The following is a 17496-nucleotide window of genomic DNA, read 5'->3' as shown; positions in this document are numbered from 1 at the left end:
TTCAGAGATGCGGGCCGAGCAGCAGCAGATCGGCCGGGCCGAGCCGGTCCTTCGCGGTTTGCGCCTGATGCCAGTAGGGATATTGCAGCGGCAACAGACTGACCTGATCGAGCGCCGCACGCTCCTCGCTGGTGAGTTCCACCGAAGCCGCTTGCAGATTATCGGCAAGCTGGGCCTCATTGCGGGCACCGATGACGACCGAGGTGATGGTCGGGCGGCCGAGCAGCCAGGCCAGCGCGATCTGCGCCCCGCTGACGCCGCGGGCATCGGCGATTTTCACCAGTACGTCGATGATGTCCCACAGCCGGGCTTCGTTGTTGATCGGCGGTTCCTTCCACCCAGCGAGTTGGCGGGTGCCTTCGGGGGTTTTCTGGTCGCGGCGATGCTTGCCCGACAGCAGGCCACCGGCGAGCGGGCTCCAGACCAGCACGCCCAGCCCCTGGTCGTGCGCGAGCGGCAGCAATTCGTTCTCCGCCTCGCGGGCCTCCAGCGTGTAATGGATCTGCTGGCTGACGAAGCGCCGGCGGTGCGTCGCATCGCTGATGCCGAGCGCCTTCATGATATGCCAGGCGGAATAGTTCGAGCAGCCGATGTAGCGCACCTTGCCGTGGCTGATCAGCGTGTTCAGCGCCTCGATCGTTTCATCGAGCGGGGTGATGCCGTCCCATTCATGGACCTGATAGAGATCGATGTAGTCGGTCCGCAGACGTTTGAGGCTGGCGTTGCACGCTTCGATAATGTGATGGCGCGACAGTCCGGCATCGTTCGGGCCCTTGCCCATCGGGAAGCGCACTTTGGTTGCGAGCATGACACCCGATTTGCGCACGCCGCCCAGCGCCTCGCCGATAATCTCTTCGGAACCGCCGGTGGAATAAATGTCGGCCGTGTCGATCAGGTTGACCCCGGCATCGAGGCAGAGATCGATCTGGCGCTTGGCTTCCGCGAGCCCGACATTGCCGACTTTTTCGAAAGCGCCCTTGCCGCCCATGGTCATGGTGCCGAGCGTGAGGGTCGAAATTTTCAGGCCGGAGCGGCCGAGTTGGCGGTATTGCATCGTGACTCCGATGTTGGGTGTGGTGGCGTCTCGCCGCCTATGTCGGGGTGCGGCGCGCCGGTCGCAAGGTCAGTCGTGTCGGGCAGATTGCCGGATAATGACAATTGCGGGACAGTTTTTTGAAGGTTCCGTGAAACAAGCAGCGAGACTCGCGATAACGCATTGCTTGCATTTCGTTCATCTGGTTTGAGCGCCGCAAGATACAGACCGTAACAGGCGGTTTCACGCACACCAAAGGAGATCAACGTGGCACAACATGCGCACGTAAAATATCATGGAAAACGCACGGCTTTTGCCGTGTTGCTGCTGTCGGGCACAGCACTCGCCCCGGTTGCAGCACGAGCGCAGGCGGTCAATGCGGGAACCGTGAGTGCGAACGGTTCAGCATATGTGCCGGGCGCCACGACCGCACCGACGCACAAGAAACTCTTCAAATCCGGCACCACGACCCGCGTGCTCGATCGCAAGATCATGGATGCGGCCGGCCCGGTCGGCGGTGCCGCGCAGATCCTGTCGTATTCGCCGGGCGTAACCGTGACCGGCTATGGCAATACAGGTTCGGCCAAATACACCATCACGCTCGATGGCGTGCAGCAAGGCTGGGGCGGCTACGGCGGGTTTACCGGCACCGGCTCGATCGGCGTGACGCTCGATGGGATTCCGGTGGTCGATCCGTCGACCAACCTGTGGCAATCCAACACCATTCCGCAGACCGGGATGATCCAGAGCACGCAGGTCACCTATGGGCCGGGCAATCCGGTCAATCGCTGGTACAACAACATCGGCGGCGGGGTTGAGTACACACCCATGCAGCCGACCTCGAAACCGGGTGGCGATGTCAACCTGACCTATGGCAGCTACGGCCAAAAGAACATCGAATTCGACCTGCGCACCGGGCTTTACGATGGCTGGTCCACCGTGCTCGCGGGCGGCGCCGGCGACGGCAACAGTTTCCGCACCGCGGCTGACGGGTTCAAAAGTCCGAACGAGAATTACTCGATCTATCTGAAAACCGTGAAGCAGTTCTCCGCCGGCAACATCCAGTTCGGCGGCTATTTCGCGCGCAGCGCCGGCTACCGCGTACCCGTCATTCCCACCACGCCGCAGGCGGGTGTCACCATCACCGGCAATCCGGGGATGGCGGGCTCGACCCTGTATAGCCAGCAGACCTCGGGCTACGACAGCGCGCTGCCGTTCAACACCTATGAGAAATTCGATACCAATGCGATGTGGCTGGTGTTCGCCAAGGAGAACATCGACCTTGGTGACGCGACCACGCTGCATAATCTGACCTGGTACGAAAATATCACCCGCGTCCATTCGCGCCTGAACGACCTGTACAACACGGGTCCGAACGTCAGTGAATATAACAGCCCGCACACCAATATTTTCGGCGACAAGCTCTGGCTGAGCAAGAGCTTTGCAATGAACACGGTCGATGCCGGCGCCTACTATATCCACGATACTTATAATTCTCGGAATAACTTCTACAATGTAGCCGACGGCGGCAACAAGGGTGTTGTCAATATCGGCGGCAAAATCCGCTCGTCCTATTTCACCCAGGACGATTTCGCACTGTTCGCGCAGGATGATTTCCGCCCGATCGCGGCGTTGCACATCACGCCGGGCGTTCGTTTCGTGAATTTCCAGACCGGCTATTCCAACGGCTCGTTGCAGGATTTCGGCTTCGCGCCAGGCGTCGTGCTGTCGACGCATTGCCCGCTGACCGGCGCCAAGACCAAGGGCAACGTGACCGATCAGGGTGCGAGTTGCGGTGCGAACGAAAGCCGCAGCGGCGTCGAGCCTTCGCTTTCGGCCAATCTACAGGTTCTGCCATGGCTCGCGCTGTACGGCAGCTACGCCGAATCCCTGCGCACGCCTTCGGTCGGCGGCGGCGGCGGATTGTTCCAGAAGGTCAACCCGAACTCGTATCATCTTGAATTGGGCCAGGACTTCCAGGGTGGCGCCAAGTTCAACGTCGAGGATGATGGAATTCTGCATCACTTCCTGGCCGGTATCAGCTATTTCCACCTGCGCTACGCCAAACAGTCGATCAACTACACGCTCGCGAACGGGAACGAGATCACCGCCAGCGGTAGCTCGATCTACAAGGGCGTGAATATGTATTTCAACGACAACCCGCTCTACAATCTGTTCGTCTACGGCAACGCCTCGATCACCAATGCGAATTATCAGACATACGTAACCGGCGCGGGCGCGGCCAATCCCGGCACCAGCTACTCGGGCAGCAAGGTTCCCTATGTTCCCGAAAAGAGCTTCAACGTCGGCGCCTATTACGATTATCTGTATCACAACACATTGCTTGAACCGCGCGCCTGGGTTCAGTTCAACGGCACGCAGAACCTGTTCAACAACGTGACCGGAGCGCCAAGCCACCAGACGATGCCGAGCTACGGTACGTTCAACCTGTCCTTCAAGGTCAGCGCGCCGATCATTCTGCCCTACGCCGGCAAGAAATCGATCGACTTCAAACTGACGGCGCTGAACGTGACCAATAATCGCTACAACGAATACGAGTATATCTCGTCGGGCGGCTATTTCGGTACGTCCAACGGTGGCTATCTGCTGGCCTATCCGGGCGCGCCGTTCACCATCTATGGCAGTGTCGGGATGCATTTCTAATCCCGGCTTCAACTGTCATCGATCCTTCACACTACTGCGGCGCAGCTTCGTCTAAGGCTGCGCCGCGTCTGTAACCGCCGGAGACAGCGACCATGACACTCGCCTATATCATCCACCTCGCCAATTATTCGGACGGCGTGCTCTACGTCCTCGCCGTTCTGTTCCTGATCGCGACCGCGGTGATGCTCGACCGGGTGTGGTACCTGCGCCGGGCGATTTTGCGCGGCAACGCGATCGTGACGCGGATGGCGCGGATGGGTCAGCTATCGGTCAACGACGTGGCCGAAATGCGCGACTTTGCCGGCCGCCAGCCCGAAGCGGTCCTGCTCGATACCGCGCTGCATCACATTGCCGATGCCGACCCGACCGCGATGGGCAACCGGATGGACGAGGCGATCATGTTGGTCGCACCCAGGCTCGACCAGCGACTGTGGATTCTCGATACCATCGTGACGCTCGCACCGCTGCTGGGCTTGTTCGGCACCATCATCGGCATGTTCCATGCGTTCTCGGTGCTGGCGACGCCGGGCCACGCGCCGGCGGAGGTGACCGGCGGCGTCGCCGATGCGCTGGTGGCGACCGCGTTTGGTATTCTGATCGCGATGCTGGGTTTGTCGGCCTTCAACATGCTGCAAAACCAGGTCCGCCTGATCCTGCATCAACTGGAAACCATCAAGACTATGGTGCTGAATCGGACCGATGGCGCCCTGCTGGTGCCGATGGTGCGGGCCGGCGGCTCGATGCGCGCGGCGGCGGAGTAGCGTCATGAAACTGCGCTATTTCGAGGCCCGCAAGGCGCGGGTCGAGATCATCCCGATGATCGACGTCATGCTGTTTCTGCTGGTGTTCTTCATTATCGTGACGTTGCAGATGATCCCGGATGCAGGCGTGTCGCTGCAATTGCCGACCTCGAGCCAGACTCAGCATCTGAAACACCCGAAATTCACCGTGAACATCCTGAAGGATGGCACGGTGAAGGTGAAGGACAAGGTGCTCACCCCGCCGCAGCTGACCGCGCTGTTTCAGGCTGACGGCGATACCGCCAAGACGCAGGTGACCATTGCGGCCTCCAAGCATGTAGCATTCCAGCATTTCGTGACGGTGATGGATGCCGCGCGCAAGGCCGGGGTCACCGATATCGGCATCGCGGCGCAACCGGCGCCGGGGGCTCAGTAATGTCGGGCGTGAGCATGGCGGGGCGAGCTCGGTTGCCGTATCAGGAGCCCGACCGGTTCGGCTTCGCATTGGTTGCGGCGTTGCTGGTCGAAGCAGCGGCCACCTTGGCGTTCGTGCATTTTGCCAACCAGCCAGGGCCGGTTGCCAATCATCGGCCACGGATCATGAAGATCCAGATGATGGCACCGCCCCCGAAGCCGAAGCCCTTGCCGCCACCGCCCAAGCCGATGCCGCCGCCGCCGAAGCCCCTGCCCCCGCCGCCGCTACCCGTAGCACCGCCGAAACCGCTGCCGCCACCGCCGCCACCCAAGCCGATTCCCCGGCCCGTGCCCCGGCCGATCCCGAAGCCGCACCCGATGAAGCCGGTGCCGCATATCGCCGTGCCGCGGCCACAACCGCCACCCCCGCCACCGGTTCAGCCCGCGGTTTCGGCGGCCGAGGTGGAAAGTGCGACGGCGCGCTATGCCGCCCTGGTGCATTCATCGGTGCAGGCCGATCTGCACGTACCCGCAATGGTGCAAATGATGCATCTGCGCGGTGTGACCACGGTATCCATCACGATCGCGCCAAGCGGTGCGCTGGTCGGGGTTTCGGTGCTGCGCTCCTCGGGCGCGCCGCCGATCGACCAGGCAGCGCTCGCCGCCGTGCGGGCCACGCGGTTTCCGCCGTTTTCCGGCAAAATGCCGCATCACGCGGTGAGTTTCACCCTGCAGGTCAAGCTGCGCGCCGGCTGACGCGCGACATCGAGCGCCGCGCCGATCAGGATCAGCGCGGGTGATGCAAGCTCATCGGCGGCGATCCCGTCGGCGAGGTCGATCAGCCGGGCAGTGCGGTGTGTTTCATCAGCACGGCTGATGTTCATGACGATGATGCCCGGCGTCGCCGGGTCGAGCCCGGCTTCGATCAAACGATCGGCGATCATGCCGGCGTGGCGGGCGCCCATGTAGAAGGCGATGGTGCCGCGCAGGCGCGCGAGTGCCGCCCAATCCTGTTCGGGCAAACCGCCATCGCTGGCGTGGCCGGTGATGAAGGTAACGCTGCGGGCAATGTCGCGCGCGGTCAGCGAGGCTTCGACCGCCGCTGCGGCGGCGGTGGCAGCGGTGATGCCGGGGATGATGGTGAGCCCGATGCCTGCGGCGCGCAGGGCGGCGATTTCCTCGTTGGCGCGGCCGAAGATCATCGGATCACCCCCTTTCAGGCGCAGCACGCGGGCGCCGGTGCGCGCGTGCCGGACCAGCAGCGCGCAGATCTCGGATTGCTTCATCGCATGACGGCCGCAACGCTTGCCGACGTTGATGAGCCGGCCGGTGGCAAGGGCAAGGATGCGGGGGTCGACCAGCGCATCGTGCAGAATAACGTCCGCCGCCGCGATCGCGCGATGAGCCTTGACCGTCAGCAGATCGGGATCGCCCGGGCCGGCACCGGCGAGGATGACCGGGAGTAGTGCGGCATTATTCGGCGGCGACGCATTCATGGCGGAGAAATCCCTTGAGTTCGGAAACGCAGGAGCCGCAGCCGGTGCCGGCCTTGGTGGCCGCACCGATCGCCTCGATCGTGGTGAGGCGACCGGCGGCCATGGCGGCGCGGATCGCGGGTTCGCTGACCTGATGGCAGACACAGACGATCCGGCCGGTCGGCACGGCGCGGCTGGCACCCCGGCCGATCAGCAGCGCACCGGCATCGAGCGAGCCCAGCGCCTGGCTGAAGCGCTGTTCCAGCGCCTCGACCGTGGGCGAGGCTGCGTGATCGCGCGCGACGTGAAGCAGCAGCAGGATGCTGCCGCCGTTCAGGGCCGCGAGGCGGAACACGCCGCATTTGGCATCGGCGTAGTCGACCGTTTCGATCGTATCTTGCAGGTCGAACATGGTCGCGGCGAGCGTGCGGCAGGTGGTGCCTTGCGCCAGCGGCGCGGTGCCGGTGAACCGCAGGTGGATCAGCCCGCCGGCCCGCGGGGTGCGCGACCATACGGCACCGATCTCAGGCTTGAGGCGGGCGATGGCCGCATTCCGGCACAGCGCGATACCGTGCCAGATCGGCTCGATTTTCCTGATGCGCGCGATACCGTGTTTGAACGCGGGTTCGCCCGAAACCGGATCGCGCGCGGAACCGATCAGCCGGTTGATGGTGCCGGCGCTGCCTTGATCCTGGGTCCAGTGCATGCCGGCAAAGCCCGTGCCCGCGCTTTGCGCCGCATCGAGCCGGGCGGGCAGCGTGATGGTGCCGTGGGCACTGGTCAGTTCGACCAGATCGCCGGTTCCGATGCCGTGGCGCTCGGCGTCGGGCGGCGCGAGGTCGAGCGTGGCGGCGTCGCGATGGGCCATCAGCGCGGGGATGCGCCCGGTGCGGGTCATGGTGTGCCATTGATCGCGCAGGCGGCCGGTGTTCAGGGTGATTGTGCCGGATGCGGCGATCGCGCGGGGACAAGCGGTAACGGCGATGAACCGGGCGCGGCGGTCCTGCGTGCTGAAATCGCCCCGGGTGAACAGGCGCTGGTCGCCCGGCGCGACCGGCCAGTGCAAAGGACGCAGGGCGTCGTAATCCTCGTCCGGTATGGCGGCGAGCGGGGTGAGATCGAAGCGGCGGGCGCCGTTGTTTTCAAAGGCGGAGAGTGCCGCATGTTCACGAAAGATGGCGGCGGGGTTTGCGAAATCGAACGCGGCCGCGTGGCCGAGGCGGCGGGCGAGTTCGGTGAACATCCACCAGTCGGGCTTCGCATCGCCGGGTGCCGAACGAAAGGCGCGCTGGCGGGAGATCAGACGTTCGGAGTTGGTGACGGTGCCGTCCTTTTCCGACCAGCCGGCGGCAGGCAGCACGATATGCGCGCGCGCCGTGGTCGCGGTCGGCCAGCAATCGGCGACAATGACCGTGGGGCAGCGCTCCAGCGCCGCGCGGATATGATTGCTGCGCGGTAGCGATTCGGCGGGGTTGGTGCCCGCGATCCAGATCGCCTGGATGCGGCCCTGGTGCATCGCATCGAACAGATCGACCGCCTTGAGGCCCTGGTGCCGCGCGAGGTTGGGGGCCTGCCAGAACCGCCGGAGCAGATCGTGATGGGCCGGATCGTCGAAGGCAAGATGCGCTGCGAGCTGATTGGCCAGGCCGCCGACCTCGCGCCCGCCCATCGCGTTCGGCTGGCCGGTGAGCGAGAAGGCCGTCGCACCGGGCTTGCCGATCCGGCCGGTCGCGAGATGCAGATTAAGGATGGCGTTGATGGTATCGGTCGCGATTTCCGATTGGTTGACGCCCTGCGAGAAGGCGGTGACCATGCGCGGCGTGGTCGCGACCAGATCGGCCAGTTGGTCGAACAGCGCATCATCGATGCCGTGGCCCGCGGTGCGGGCGGCGATCAGCGCATCGTCGAACCCGCTGGTATGGTTGCGGATGAAGCCATGATCGAGCACGCCGCGTTCGGCGCAGAGGTTCAGCAGAGCCGCGAACAACGCAAGATCGCCACCCGGGGCGATCGGGATGTGCAAATCGGCGAGGTCCGCCGTGGCGCTGCGGCGCGGGTCGATCGCGATGATTTTGGTGCCGCGCACCTCACGGGCGCGCAGCGCGCGCTGGAACAGCACCGGGTGGCACCAGGCGGCATTGGCGCCGGTGAACACGATGAGATCGGCTTCGTCGAAATCGGCATAGACGCCGGGCACGATGTCCTCACCGAAGGCACGGATATGGGCGGCAACCGGGCTCGCCATGCAGAGGCGGGAGTTGGTGTCGATATTGCCGCTGCCGATGAAGCCTTTCATCAGCTTGTTGGCGACGTAATAATCCTCGGTCAGGAATTGGCCCGAGACGTAAAAGGCCACGGAATCCGGCCCGTGTTCGGCGATCGCGGCAGCGAAGCGATCGGCCGCGTGATCGAGCGCTTCGGACCAGGTCGCGGCGCGGCCGCCGATGGTCGGTGTGGTGAGCCGGTCGCGGTCATCCAGCGTCAGGCCAAGCGTCGCACCTTTCACACAGAGCTTGCCGCGATTGGCCGGATGCGCGGCATCGCCGGTGAGGCCCTCAGGCCCCGCGATCAGCCCGCAGCCGACCCCGCAATAGGGGCAGGTGGTGTTCATGCCGTGGTAATGGGTCCGGCGATGTCGAGCAGGATGCGGCTGCCCTCGATGCGGGTGCGAAACCGCGCGATGCAGGGCGCGTCCTCACCGACCGCGGCACCGGATTCGAGCGAGATCACCCAGCCATGCAACGGGCAGGTGACGCCGTGGCCATGGACGATGCCATGGCTGATCGGCCCGCCGCGATGCGGGCAGGAATCGCGGAGCGCGAACACCGCATCATCGCCGGTGCGGAAAATGGCGATGGTGCCATGCGCCGTGGCGACGGTGCGCGCCCCGCGCAGGGGAATGTCATCGAGCCCGCCGATGTCGATAAAGGCCGCTTCGGCCATCATGCCGTCCATTACACCAACTCCGCGACGTGGCTGTATTGCGCCGGCTCCGGCCCGGTCGATTGCTCGGCCCAGGGGTCGAACTGCGCGAAGCGCTGCGCGTGGTGAAAGCGGGACGCGAGGTCGCCGCGCCCGGCGTGATCATCAACGATGCGCTGGCGGACATACGCGATCCCGACCCGCTCGATCCAGGGCGCGGTGCGTTCGAGGTAGCGGGCCTCCTCGCGATAGAGCTGCATGAAGGCGGCACAATATTCCATGACTTCGGCATCGGTGGTGACTTTGCAGAGCATGTCGGTGCCGCGCAGCTTGATGCCGCCGTTGCCGCCGACCATCAGGTCCCAGCCCGCGTCGGTCGCGATCACGCCGAAATCCTTGATGCTCGATTCAGCACAGTTGCGCGGGCAGCCGGAGACCGCCATCTTGAACTTGTGCGGCGTCCACGAGCCCCACGACATGCGTTCGAGCGCCACACCCATCGCGGTCGAGTTCTGTGTGCCGAAGCGGCACCATTCGGAACCGACGCAGGTTTTCACGGTGCGCAGCGCCTTGCCGTAGGCATGGCCGGAGACCAGCCCGGCGGCATTGAGATCGCGCCAGACGGCGGTGAGATCTTCGCGCTTGACCCCGAGCATGTCGATCCGCTGGCCGCCGGTGATCTTGACCTCGGGGATCGAATATTTATCGACCACATCGGCGATCGCGCGCAACTCGCGCGAATTGGTCAGCCCGCCCCACATGCGCGGCACGACCGAGAAGGTCCCGTCCTTCTGGATATTGGCGTGCATGCGCTCGTTGACGAAGCGCGACTGCGCATCATCGACGTATTCGCCCGGCCACGCGCAGATCAAATAATAATTCAACGCCGGCCGGCAGGCGGCGCAGCCATCCGGCGTGTGCCATTCGAGCGCCTGCATCACGGCGGGAATGGTCTTCAGCGCACCGCCCGTGATGCGGCGGCGCACCTCGTCATGCGCCAGGGTGGTGCATGCGCACATCGGCTTGACCGAAACCGGCGCATAGGCGGCGCCGAGCGCTGATTTCAGCAGCGCCTCGACCAGACCGGTGCACGAGCCGCAGGATGATGAGGCCTTGGTCTTCGCGCGGACCGCATCGGCCGTGGTCAGGCCGAACGCCGTGATCGATGCGGTGATCGCACCCTTGCAGACGCCGTTGCAGCCGCAGATCTCCGCACTGTCGGGCAAGGCGAGCACCGCGGCATCCGGGTCGGCCGCATCGTCGCTGACCGGGCCGAAAATCAGCGTGTCGCGAAACGCCTCGATATCGGTCTCGTCCTTCATCAGCTGGAAATGCCACGCGGCATCACTGGCATCGCCGATGCAGACCATGCCGACGATGCGGTTTTCCCGCAGCACGAGGCGGGTAACGCTGGCGACCGGCGTGAACCCGGGCGCCGGCGCGCCGACCATGGTTTTCGCCGCGATTTTCGCCATATCCCAGATCGGCGCGACCAGGCCGAACACCTGCCCGTTGTGCTCGACGCATTCGCCGATCGCAAAAATCGCAGGATCGGACGTGCGCATCCAGTCATCGACCAGCACGCCGCGGTTGCACTCCAGGCCGATCGCGCGGGCAAGCCCCGCGTTGGGCCGGATGCCGACCGCCATGACCACGAGCTCAGCCGGAATCCGGGTGCCGTCCTTCAGCCGGACGGCGGTGATTGCTTCATCACCCTCGAACGCGGCGGTCTCGGTCGCGGTCAGGATGGTCATGCCCCGCCTGGTCAGGGCGCGTTCGAGCAGATAGGCGGCCGAGGCATCGAGCTGGCGTTCCATCAGCGTCGGCATCAAATGGATCACGGTGACATCCGCACCGCGCAGATTGAGCCCATGGGCGGCTTCCAGCCCGAGCAGGCCGCCGCCGATGACCACGGTTTTGGTCCCCTGTTTCACCACCGCCAGCATGTCCTCGACATCGGCGACGGTGCGGAAGGTGAGCACGCCCGCCTTGTCCGCGCCGGGGATCGGCAGGACGAACGGGTTCGAGCCGGTCGCCAGCAGCAGCATGTCATAAGGCACCTCGCTGCCCTTGGCACCGCGCACGAGCCGGTTCTTGCGGTCCACCCAATCGACATGCTCGCCGGCGATCAGGCGGATGTTGTTGGCCGCGTACCAATCGTAGTCGTTCAGCACGATGTCGGCGAAGCTCTTGCCGCCGGCGAGCAGCGGCGAGAGCATGATCCGATCATAGTTCGGCTGCGCTTCGCCGCCGAACACGGTGATGTCGAAATGGCCGGGGGCCAGGGCGAGACTCTCCTCGACCGTGCGCATGCCGGCCATGCCGTTGCCAATCACCACAAGGCGCGGGCGGGGCATGTTGGAACCATCCATGGTGCAGACTTTCTGTTGATAAAGGTCAAACGCGAACGGTCGCACCGTCGATCGCGGCGGCGGTGAAATCGGCACGCCAGCGGTGCTTGACGATCGACAAACCCCCGAAAGCGAGCAGGGCGAGGCCCGCGAAAATCAGGAAGCCCGCGCCATAGGAGCCGGTAAGCTGCTTGGAAAAGCCAAGGCTGGAGGCGAGGTAGAAGCCGCCGACGCCGCCGGCCATGCCGACGAAGCCAGTTGCGGTGCCAATCTCGCGGCCAAACCGGGCGGGGATCAGCTGAAACACCGCCCCGTCACCCATGCCGAACGCCGCCATCACGACAATGAACACCGCGAGCGCCGGCCAGAAACTGCCGATGCCCATGCTCAGCACAATCAGCGCCGCCGCCGCCAGCAGATACAGCGCCGAGAGCACGCGCACGCCGCCCAGCCGATCCGCAAGGTAGCCGCCGAACGGGCGGATCGAGCCACCAACGAAGGCGCAGGCTGCGGTGGCAAAGCCGGCATGCACCGGGGTGAGGCCGTAAACCGTGTGGAAATACAGGGTAAGCGCGGCGGACAGACCAACGAAACCACCGAAAGTGACGCCGTAGAAACCCATGAACCACCAGGTGTCGGCGATTTTCAGGACCTCGAAATATTTGCCGAGCGGTTGCGGGAATTTATAGGCGGGCGGGTTCTTGGCGAGGACCGCAAAGCCGATCAGGGTCAGGATCATCAGGATCGCGGCAACGCCGAACACGCCACCGATGCCGATCGCGATGGCGAGCGAGGGGGCGGCCAGCGCGGTAACGACAGTGCCGATATTGCCCGCGCCGGCGATGCCGAGCGCGGTGCCCTGGTGCTCGGGCGGGTACCAGCGCGAGGCCAGCGGCAGCGCGACCGCGAAGGAGGCACCGCCAACACCAAGAACAAGCCCAAGCGCCAGCACTTCGTGGTACGAGGTGATCCCATGCAACCAGGCGAAGCCGAGCCCGAGGATGACGATGATCTGGGCGACGATGGCGGTAGCACGCGCGCCGAACTGATCGACCGCGAAACCCGCGACGATGCGCAGCAGAGCGCCGGAGAGCACCGGCAGCGCGATCATCAGCCCCTTCTGGGCAGGGTCGAGATGAAGCAGCTTGCCGATCTGCACCGCCAGGGGACCAAGCAGCACCCAGATCATGAAGCTCATGTCGAAATACAGAAAAGCCGCGAGCAGGCTCGGGAAATGTCCCGCCTTCAGAAACGATTTATCACGCGATACGCTCATGGTCGCACTCCTGCGGATCCATGATCCGCGAAACGGCCCTCATTGGCGCGCGATCCTGTGCAGCGGAGCTTTCACCCCGGGCGAGCGCCGAAACCGTCCTTGGCAGCGGCGCAACACGTTTCCGTGCGCAACCACAGCAGCAAGAATGATGCCAAAACCATTGCGGCCCAAACTTCGGTCTTTTTCGGAATAGCGAAGTTCATTTGCCGATTACAAAGGCATCATTAACCGTATTTTCAGCCATGTGCCGCTTTCTTAGTCACGACGGCGACGCCTTATTGCCGCAACAGTGACCGCTCCGCCGCCGCAGGGTCGGTACCGGCCAGGTGGCCGGCGCGCTGCATCCGCGCGATCGTCCATTGCAGATCGGCACGGGCCGGGCGCAGTTCGACGCCCCGCATGAACAGCGGATTGCCGTCCTCACCACTCAAGGATTCAGCCAGCAACTCAGCCGGAAGATCGAGGTTGGCGGGCAATGCGAGGCTGGCGGCCAGCCCGGCGCGATGCTCCGGCAGATGGCACAACTCGGTCGCGGCACCCAGGGCATCGCGCAGCGCGGCCGCAAGCATCGGGTTGGCCGCGGCGATCTCTTCACGAATGACCACAAGTTTTTCCGGATGGCCGGGCGCGATGGCCGCCGAGGTCGCGACCAGCGAACCAACACCCGCGCGCGCGGCCAAGGCGCCCCACGGCGCGCCGGCGCAAAAACCCGCGATGCTGCCGCGCGCCAGGGCGGTCTGCATATCGGCGGGCGGCAGCGTGACGATGGTCGCGGCACCGGGCGCAACCCCGCGCGCCGCCAACCAGTCGCGCAACAGCAGGTCGTGGTTGGAATAGGCGTGCACCACCGCAAATCGGGCGCTGCCGATGCCAGAGGCAAGATCAGGCTGGGCGGCGAAACGGTTTGCCAGCACGATCGCGTTGCCGTTGCGGCTCAGCGTGGCGGCCAGCCGCAGGCCGGTCGCGCGACCGCGCAGGCCCAGGCTCATGGCCATCGCGAGCGGCCCCAGGATCACGGCGGCATCGAGCATCCCATAGGCCAGCTTGTCGGCGATATTGGCCCAGGACGGCTCGATCAGCACGCTCGCATCGAGCCCGGCAGCAGCAAAGAACCCACGTTCACGGGCGATCAGAACCGGCGCGCTATCGAGCAGGCGCAGGATGCCGATGTTCAATTTCTGCCCACTCATGCCGTGCCCCTCATCAAGCATAATCCCCCGATTCGCCGGCCGATGGCGCAGCGAGCAATGCGCGCGCAACATCCGCCAAGCGCATCTGGCGCTCCATCGCCCGGCGCTGCAGAAAACGGTGGGCGGCCGGCTCGCTCATGTTATCGCGGCGCATCAGCAGGCGCTTCGCCCCATCGATCAGCCGGCGGTCCGACAATTCCGCCTCCGCGGCGGCAAGGCGCACGTCCCGGGCGCTGGCGTGGCGATACAGCGCGATGGCGCTGCGCAGGATCGGCTTGATGTCGGTGATACTGGCGGCGTTGACGTGGTAGGACACCACGCCGGCGCTGATCGCCTCTTCCATGAAAGCGGGGTCGTCTTCATCGATGAACAGCATCACCGGCATCTGGTGGGCGGCGATGCTGCGCAAGTGCTCAAGACTGTCACGATCCGCGCGCGCCATATCCACGATCACGATATCCGGCCGCTCCGCCGCGACGATCAGCGCCAGATTTTCCAGCGGCGGCGCGATGCGGATGCGGCCTGCCCCAGCTTGCACAGCCAGACGCGCAGCAAGCGTTTCGGCACGGGCGGGGTCGGTATCGGCGATCAGGATATCCACGTTGCGTCATCGGCCCTGTGCGGTCGTTCATCACCGGGCAATGCAAGATGGCTGCCATCATCGGCCGCTCAGTCGAGAAACATCTTGCCCGGGTTCAGAATGCCGCGCGGGTCGAGCGCCGATTTGATGCTCCGCATCATGGCCAGCGCGCTGGCGCCATGCTCACGCATCATGAATTCCCGCTTGCCGATGCCAACACCGTGCTCGCCGCTGGCCGCCCCGCCAAGATCGAGCGCCTGGCCGACGATTTCCCGGTCGAGCGCCCAGGCGCGCGCGGCACCATCCGCCGTATCGGGATACAGGATCAGAACATGGAAATTACCATCGCCGACATGACCGACGATGCAGGCGCGCAGGCCCGATGCCGTAACCGATTCACGCGCCTGTTCCATCGCTTCGGCAAGGTTGGAAATCGGCACGATCGTGTCGGTCGAAAACGCGCCGTGGCCCGGAAACGCGGCCCGCGCGGCCCAATAGGCATCGTGGCGCGCCTGCCAGAGCTTGTTGCGGGCTTCGGTTTCGGTGGCGAAGGCGAAACTCTGGCCGCCATGAGCAGCGGTAATCGCCTCGGCCATCGCGGCCTGCTCGGCAACACCGCGCGCCGTGCCATGGAACTCGAACAGCAGGGTCGGCTGGGCGATCAGATCGAGCTTGGAATAAGCGATCGAGACCGCCATCTGGTCGGGATCGGCGTATTCGATCCGCGCGACCGGAATGCCCGTCTGCATGATCTCGATCACCGCATCGATCGCGCCGCGCTCGGTCGCGAAACCGCACACCGCTGCGCCAATCGCCTCGGGGATGCCGTACAGCCGAAGCTGGATCTCAGTAATGATGCCAAGCGTACCCTCCGAGCCGATCAGCAGGCGCGTAAGGTCATAGCCGGTGGCCGACTTGCGTACCCGCCCGCCGGTATCCACGATCGTCCCATCGGCCAGCACGGCGCGCAGCCCAAGCACGTTGTCCCGGATGGTGCCATAGCGCACGGCGTTGGTGCCGGAGGCGCGGGTGGCGCACATACCGCCGATCGTGCAGTCCGCACCGGGATCGACCGGAAAAAACAGGCCATGGTCGCGCAAATATGTGTTGAGCTGCTTGCGGGTAACGCCGGCTTCGACCCGGCCATCCAGATCGGCATCATTGACGGCAAGAATGCGGTTCATGCGCGTCAAATCAAGGCTGATGCCGCCGGCGACCGGCGTGACATGCCCTTCAAGCGACGTCCCGGCACCGAACGGCGTCACCGGCGTGCGGTTGGCATGGCACACCGCCAGAAGCTGGGAGATCTCGCCGGTGGTCTCCGGGAAGATCACCGCATCCGGCAAGGTATTCGCCGCATTGGCCTCGCCATGCGCATGGGTTTCGCGGATCGTCTGGTTGAGACTGAGGCGATCGCCGAACAGGCTGCGGGCGGCGGCGATGGTTGCTGACGTTTCCATCACACCAAAGTATCGGGATTGGGCCGGTTTGTCATCATCGCGCGGCCCGTGGCATGACGCGGCAGCAGGAGATTTCATGAGCCAATCGAGCGAAAACGAACGCGCCGCGCTGCGCGCGGGGTGCATCCACTTTTTGTCCGCGCCGGGGCCCGTGACGGCCGCGGCGTTTACGACGGCGCTGGCGGCCTCACCGCATATCGGCCTGGGGCTCGATCACTACAGCGAAGGTCCCGCGATCGAATTGCTGGAGACGCGGGTTGCGGCATTGCTCGGCAAGGAAGCCGGGCTGTGGTTTCCCAAAGGCATCATCGCCCAGCAGGCCGCGTTGCTGGTCCACGCGAACCGGCTCAACCGGCGTACCGTGGCGCTGCATCCGCAATCTCATCTGGCAATCGACGAAAAGGACGCGCTCGCGCGGCTGGCCGGGCTGGTGCCGGTGCGGTTGGGGCGCGATGAACGGCATTTCACCGTGACCGATCTGGCAGGCGTGCGCGAGCCGCTGGCAGCCGTCACATTGGAATTGCCGCTCCGCCGGCCAGGCTATCAGGCACTGCCGTGGGATGATCTGCAGGCAATCGCCGGCTGGGCACGCGAGGTCGGCGTGCCACTGCATCTCGACGGCGCGCGGTTATGGGAGGTGCAACCCTGGTACGATCGGCCCTTGGCCGACATCGCCGCGGTCGCGGACACGGTCTACGTATCGCTCTACAAGGGGTTGGGTGGTCTCGGTGGCTGCGTGCTGGCCGGCGATCGCGCCACGATCGATGCCGCGAAACCCTGGCGCGTGCGCTACGGCGGGGACCTGCCGATGGCGTTTCCAATGATCGTGACCGCGCTCGATGCGCTGGACACCACCCTGCCCCGGATGGGCGATTATTACCGGCGCGCGTGCGACATCGCGGCAGCGCTGCGCGGCGTGGCAGGGATCACGCTGTTCCCCGATCCGCCGCAATGCAACTCGTTTCAAGTGCACTTCGCGGCATCGGCGGCGCGGATGAACCAGGCGGTACTGACCGTGGCGCGAGAACGCCAGTGCTGGCTGTTCGGCTGGTTCAGCCAGGGCCTGCTGCCGGACAGCGCAATGGGCGAGATCGTGGTGGGAGATGCCACGCTGGCATGGGGCGTGGATGAGATTGTCGCGGCTCTGATCGCGTTGCGCGATGCGGCGTGACGCCTGAAGCCAGGCGAAACAAACGCAAGCAAGAATCTTCTTTTTTGTGAACAAAAAAGAAGCAAAAAAAACTTTTTTCATCTGGGCCCGTACCGGTTCCAACGCCCGTGCCCCAGATTAAAAAAGTTTTTTGCTTCTTTTTTACAAAAAAGAAGTACTTCTTTTCGTCTGCCTAACTTTTTCCCTTTCTCACCCCCACCCCCCTTGGTTTATCTAGCGG

14 protein-coding genes are annotated in these 17496 nt (G+C 64.6%); 5 read left to right on the top strand and 9 right to left on the bottom strand.

Annotated elements, in window-relative coordinates; translation table 11 throughout:
* Position 1: 1 nt before the first annotated feature.
* The gene (locus tag B7X49_RS07420) at positions 2 to 1054 is read right to left on the bottom strand and encodes an aldo/keto reductase (protein WP_286703075.1); all 1053 of its coding nucleotides are present in this window, start codon (positions 1052 to 1054) and stop codon (positions 2 to 4) included.
* 246 nt (positions 1055 to 1300) lie between these two features.
* On the opposite strand from B7X49_RS07420, the gene B7X49_RS07415 reads away from it, so the two are divergent.
* The 4 genes from B7X49_RS07415 (at position 1301) to B7X49_RS07400 (ending at position 5607) form a co-directional block, all read left to right on the top strand.
* Entirely contained in the window at positions 1301 to 3697 is a 2397-nt protein-coding gene (locus B7X49_RS07415) for a TonB-dependent receptor (RefSeq protein WP_286703074.1), read from the top strand.
* A 92-nt stretch (positions 3698 to 3789) separates the two neighbouring features.
* The gene (locus B7X49_RS07410; RefSeq protein WP_286703073.1) at positions 3790 to 4458 is read left to right on the top strand and encodes a MotA/TolQ/ExbB proton channel family protein; all 669 of its coding nucleotides are present in this window, start codon (positions 3790 to 3792) and stop codon (positions 4456 to 4458) included.
* A gap of 4 nt (positions 4459 to 4462) precedes the next feature.
* Positions 4463 to 4873, top strand: coding sequence for a biopolymer transporter ExbD (locus B7X49_RS07405; RefSeq protein ID WP_286703072.1), 411 nt, complete (start codon positions 4463 to 4465; stop codon positions 4871 to 4873).
* 14 nt (positions 4874 to 4887) lie between these two features.
* A complete protein-coding gene (locus B7X49_RS07400) occupies positions 4888 to 5607 on the top strand; it encodes an energy transducer TonB (protein ID WP_286703071.1) in 720 nt (239 codons plus the stop codon).
* Here the strand turns inward: B7X49_RS07400 and cobA are convergent.
* From cobA to B7X49_RS07360, 8 genes are all read right to left on the bottom strand, one after another.
* Positions 5562 to 6347: a uroporphyrinogen-III C-methyltransferase gene (gene cobA / locus B7X49_RS07395; RefSeq protein WP_286703070.1), complete on the bottom strand. Its 786-nt coding sequence runs from the start codon at positions 6345 to 6347 to the stop codon at positions 5562 to 5564. The genes B7X49_RS07400 and cobA overlap by 46 nt on opposite strands.
* The gene (locus B7X49_RS07390) at positions 6325 to 8937 is read right to left on the bottom strand and encodes a molybdopterin-dependent oxidoreductase (protein ID WP_286703069.1); all 2613 of its coding nucleotides are present in this window, start codon (positions 8935 to 8937) and stop codon (positions 6325 to 6327) included. Before B7X49_RS07390 ends, cobA begins: the two co-directional genes overlap by 23 nt.
* Positions 8934 to 9281 carry a nitrite reductase small subunit NirD gene (gene nirD, locus B7X49_RS07385; protein WP_029313283.1) on the bottom strand — a complete coding sequence of 116 codons (348 nt, stop codon included), beginning with the start codon at positions 9279 to 9281 and terminating at the stop codon, positions 8934 to 8936. Before nirD ends, B7X49_RS07390 begins: the two co-directional genes overlap by 4 nt.
* Positions 9281 to 11620: an NAD(P)/FAD-dependent oxidoreductase gene (locus tag B7X49_RS07380; RefSeq protein WP_286838825.1), complete on the bottom strand. Its 2340-nt coding sequence runs from the start codon at positions 11618 to 11620 to the stop codon at positions 9281 to 9283. Before B7X49_RS07380 ends, nirD begins: the two co-directional genes overlap by 1 nt.
* A 25-nt stretch (positions 11621 to 11645) precedes the next feature.
* Positions 11646 to 12875, bottom strand: a complete 1230-nt coding sequence (locus B7X49_RS07375) for a NarK/NasA family nitrate transporter (protein WP_286703067.1) — start codon at positions 12873 to 12875, stop codon at positions 11646 to 11648.
* A 275-nt stretch (positions 12876 to 13150) separates the two neighbouring features.
* Complete coding sequence (locus B7X49_RS07370; RefSeq protein WP_286703066.1) at positions 13151 to 14065, bottom strand: ABC transporter substrate-binding protein; 915 nt, start codon at positions 14063 to 14065, stop codon at positions 13151 to 13153.
* A 13-nt stretch (positions 14066 to 14078) separates the two neighbouring features.
* On the bottom strand, positions 14079 to 14666 hold the full coding sequence (locus tag B7X49_RS07365) for an ANTAR domain-containing response regulator (RefSeq protein WP_286703065.1): 588 nt from the start codon (positions 14664 to 14666) through the stop codon (positions 14079 to 14081).
* 68 nt (positions 14667 to 14734) lie between these two features.
* Entirely contained in the window at positions 14735 to 16105 is a 1371-nt protein-coding gene (locus tag B7X49_RS07360; RefSeq protein WP_286703064.1) for an FAD-binding oxidoreductase, read from the bottom strand.
* 76 nt (positions 16106 to 16181) lie between these two features.
* Between B7X49_RS07360 and B7X49_RS07355 the strand changes: the two genes are divergently transcribed.
* Complete coding sequence (locus tag B7X49_RS07355; protein ID WP_286703063.1) at positions 16182 to 17276, top strand: low specificity L-threonine aldolase; 1095 nt, start codon at positions 16182 to 16184, stop codon at positions 17274 to 17276.
* The last annotated feature ends 220 nt before the right edge of the window (positions 17277 to 17496 follow it).

The organism is Acidiphilium sp. 34-64-41, assembly GCF_002282635.1.
Lineage (GTDB): Bacteria > Pseudomonadota > Alphaproteobacteria > Acetobacterales > Acetobacteraceae > Acidiphilium > Acidiphilium rubrum.
The sequence above is the reverse complement of the archived record's forward strand: the minus strand, read 5'-3'. Positions and strand labels throughout refer to the sequence as shown.

Excerpts from the sequence above, each read along its gene's own strand:
- B7X49_RS07370 (WP_286703066.1), bottom strand. The coding sequence starts at position 14,065 with ATGAGTGGGCAGAAATTGAACATCGGCATCCTGCGCCTGCTCGATAGC.
- B7X49_RS07360 (WP_286703064.1), bottom strand. The coding sequence starts at position 16,105 with ATGGAAACGTCAGCAACCATCGCCGCCGCCCGCAGCCTGTTCGGCGAT.
- B7X49_RS07410 (WP_286703073.1), top strand. The coding sequence starts at position 3,790 with ATGACACTCGCCTATATCATCCACCTCGCCAATTATTCGGACGGCGTG.
- B7X49_RS07400 (WP_286703071.1), top strand. The coding sequence starts at position 4,888 with ATGGCGGGGCGAGCTCGGTTGCCGTATCAGGAGCCCGACCGGTTCGGC.
- B7X49_RS07355 (WP_286703063.1), top strand. The coding sequence starts at position 16,182 with ATGAGCCAATCGAGCGAAAACGAACGCGCCGCGCTGCGCGCGGGGTGC.
- B7X49_RS07405 (WP_286703072.1), top strand. The coding sequence starts at position 4,463 with ATGAAACTGCGCTATTTCGAGGCCCGCAAGGCGCGGGTCGAGATCATC.
- nirD (WP_029313283.1), bottom strand. The coding sequence starts at position 9,281 with ATGGACGGCATGATGGCCGAAGCGGCCTTTATCGACATCGGCGGGCTC.
- B7X49_RS07375 (WP_286703067.1), bottom strand. The coding sequence starts at position 12,875 with ATGAGCGTATCGCGTGATAAATCGTTTCTGAAGGCGGGACATTTCCCG.
- cobA (WP_286703070.1), bottom strand. The coding sequence starts at position 6,347 with ATGAATGCGTCGCCGCCGAATAATGCCGCACTACTCCCGGTCATCCTC.
- B7X49_RS07420 (WP_286703075.1), bottom strand. The coding sequence starts at position 1,054 with ATGCAATACCGCCAACTCGGCCGCTCCGGCCTGAAAATTTCGACCCTC.
- B7X49_RS07380 (WP_286838825.1), bottom strand. The coding sequence starts at position 11,620 with ATGGATGGTTCCAACATGCCCCGCCCGCGCCTTGTGGTGATTGGCAAC.
- B7X49_RS07390 (WP_286703069.1), bottom strand. The coding sequence starts at position 8,937 with ATGAACACCACCTGCCCCTATTGCGGGGTCGGCTGCGGGCTGATCGCG.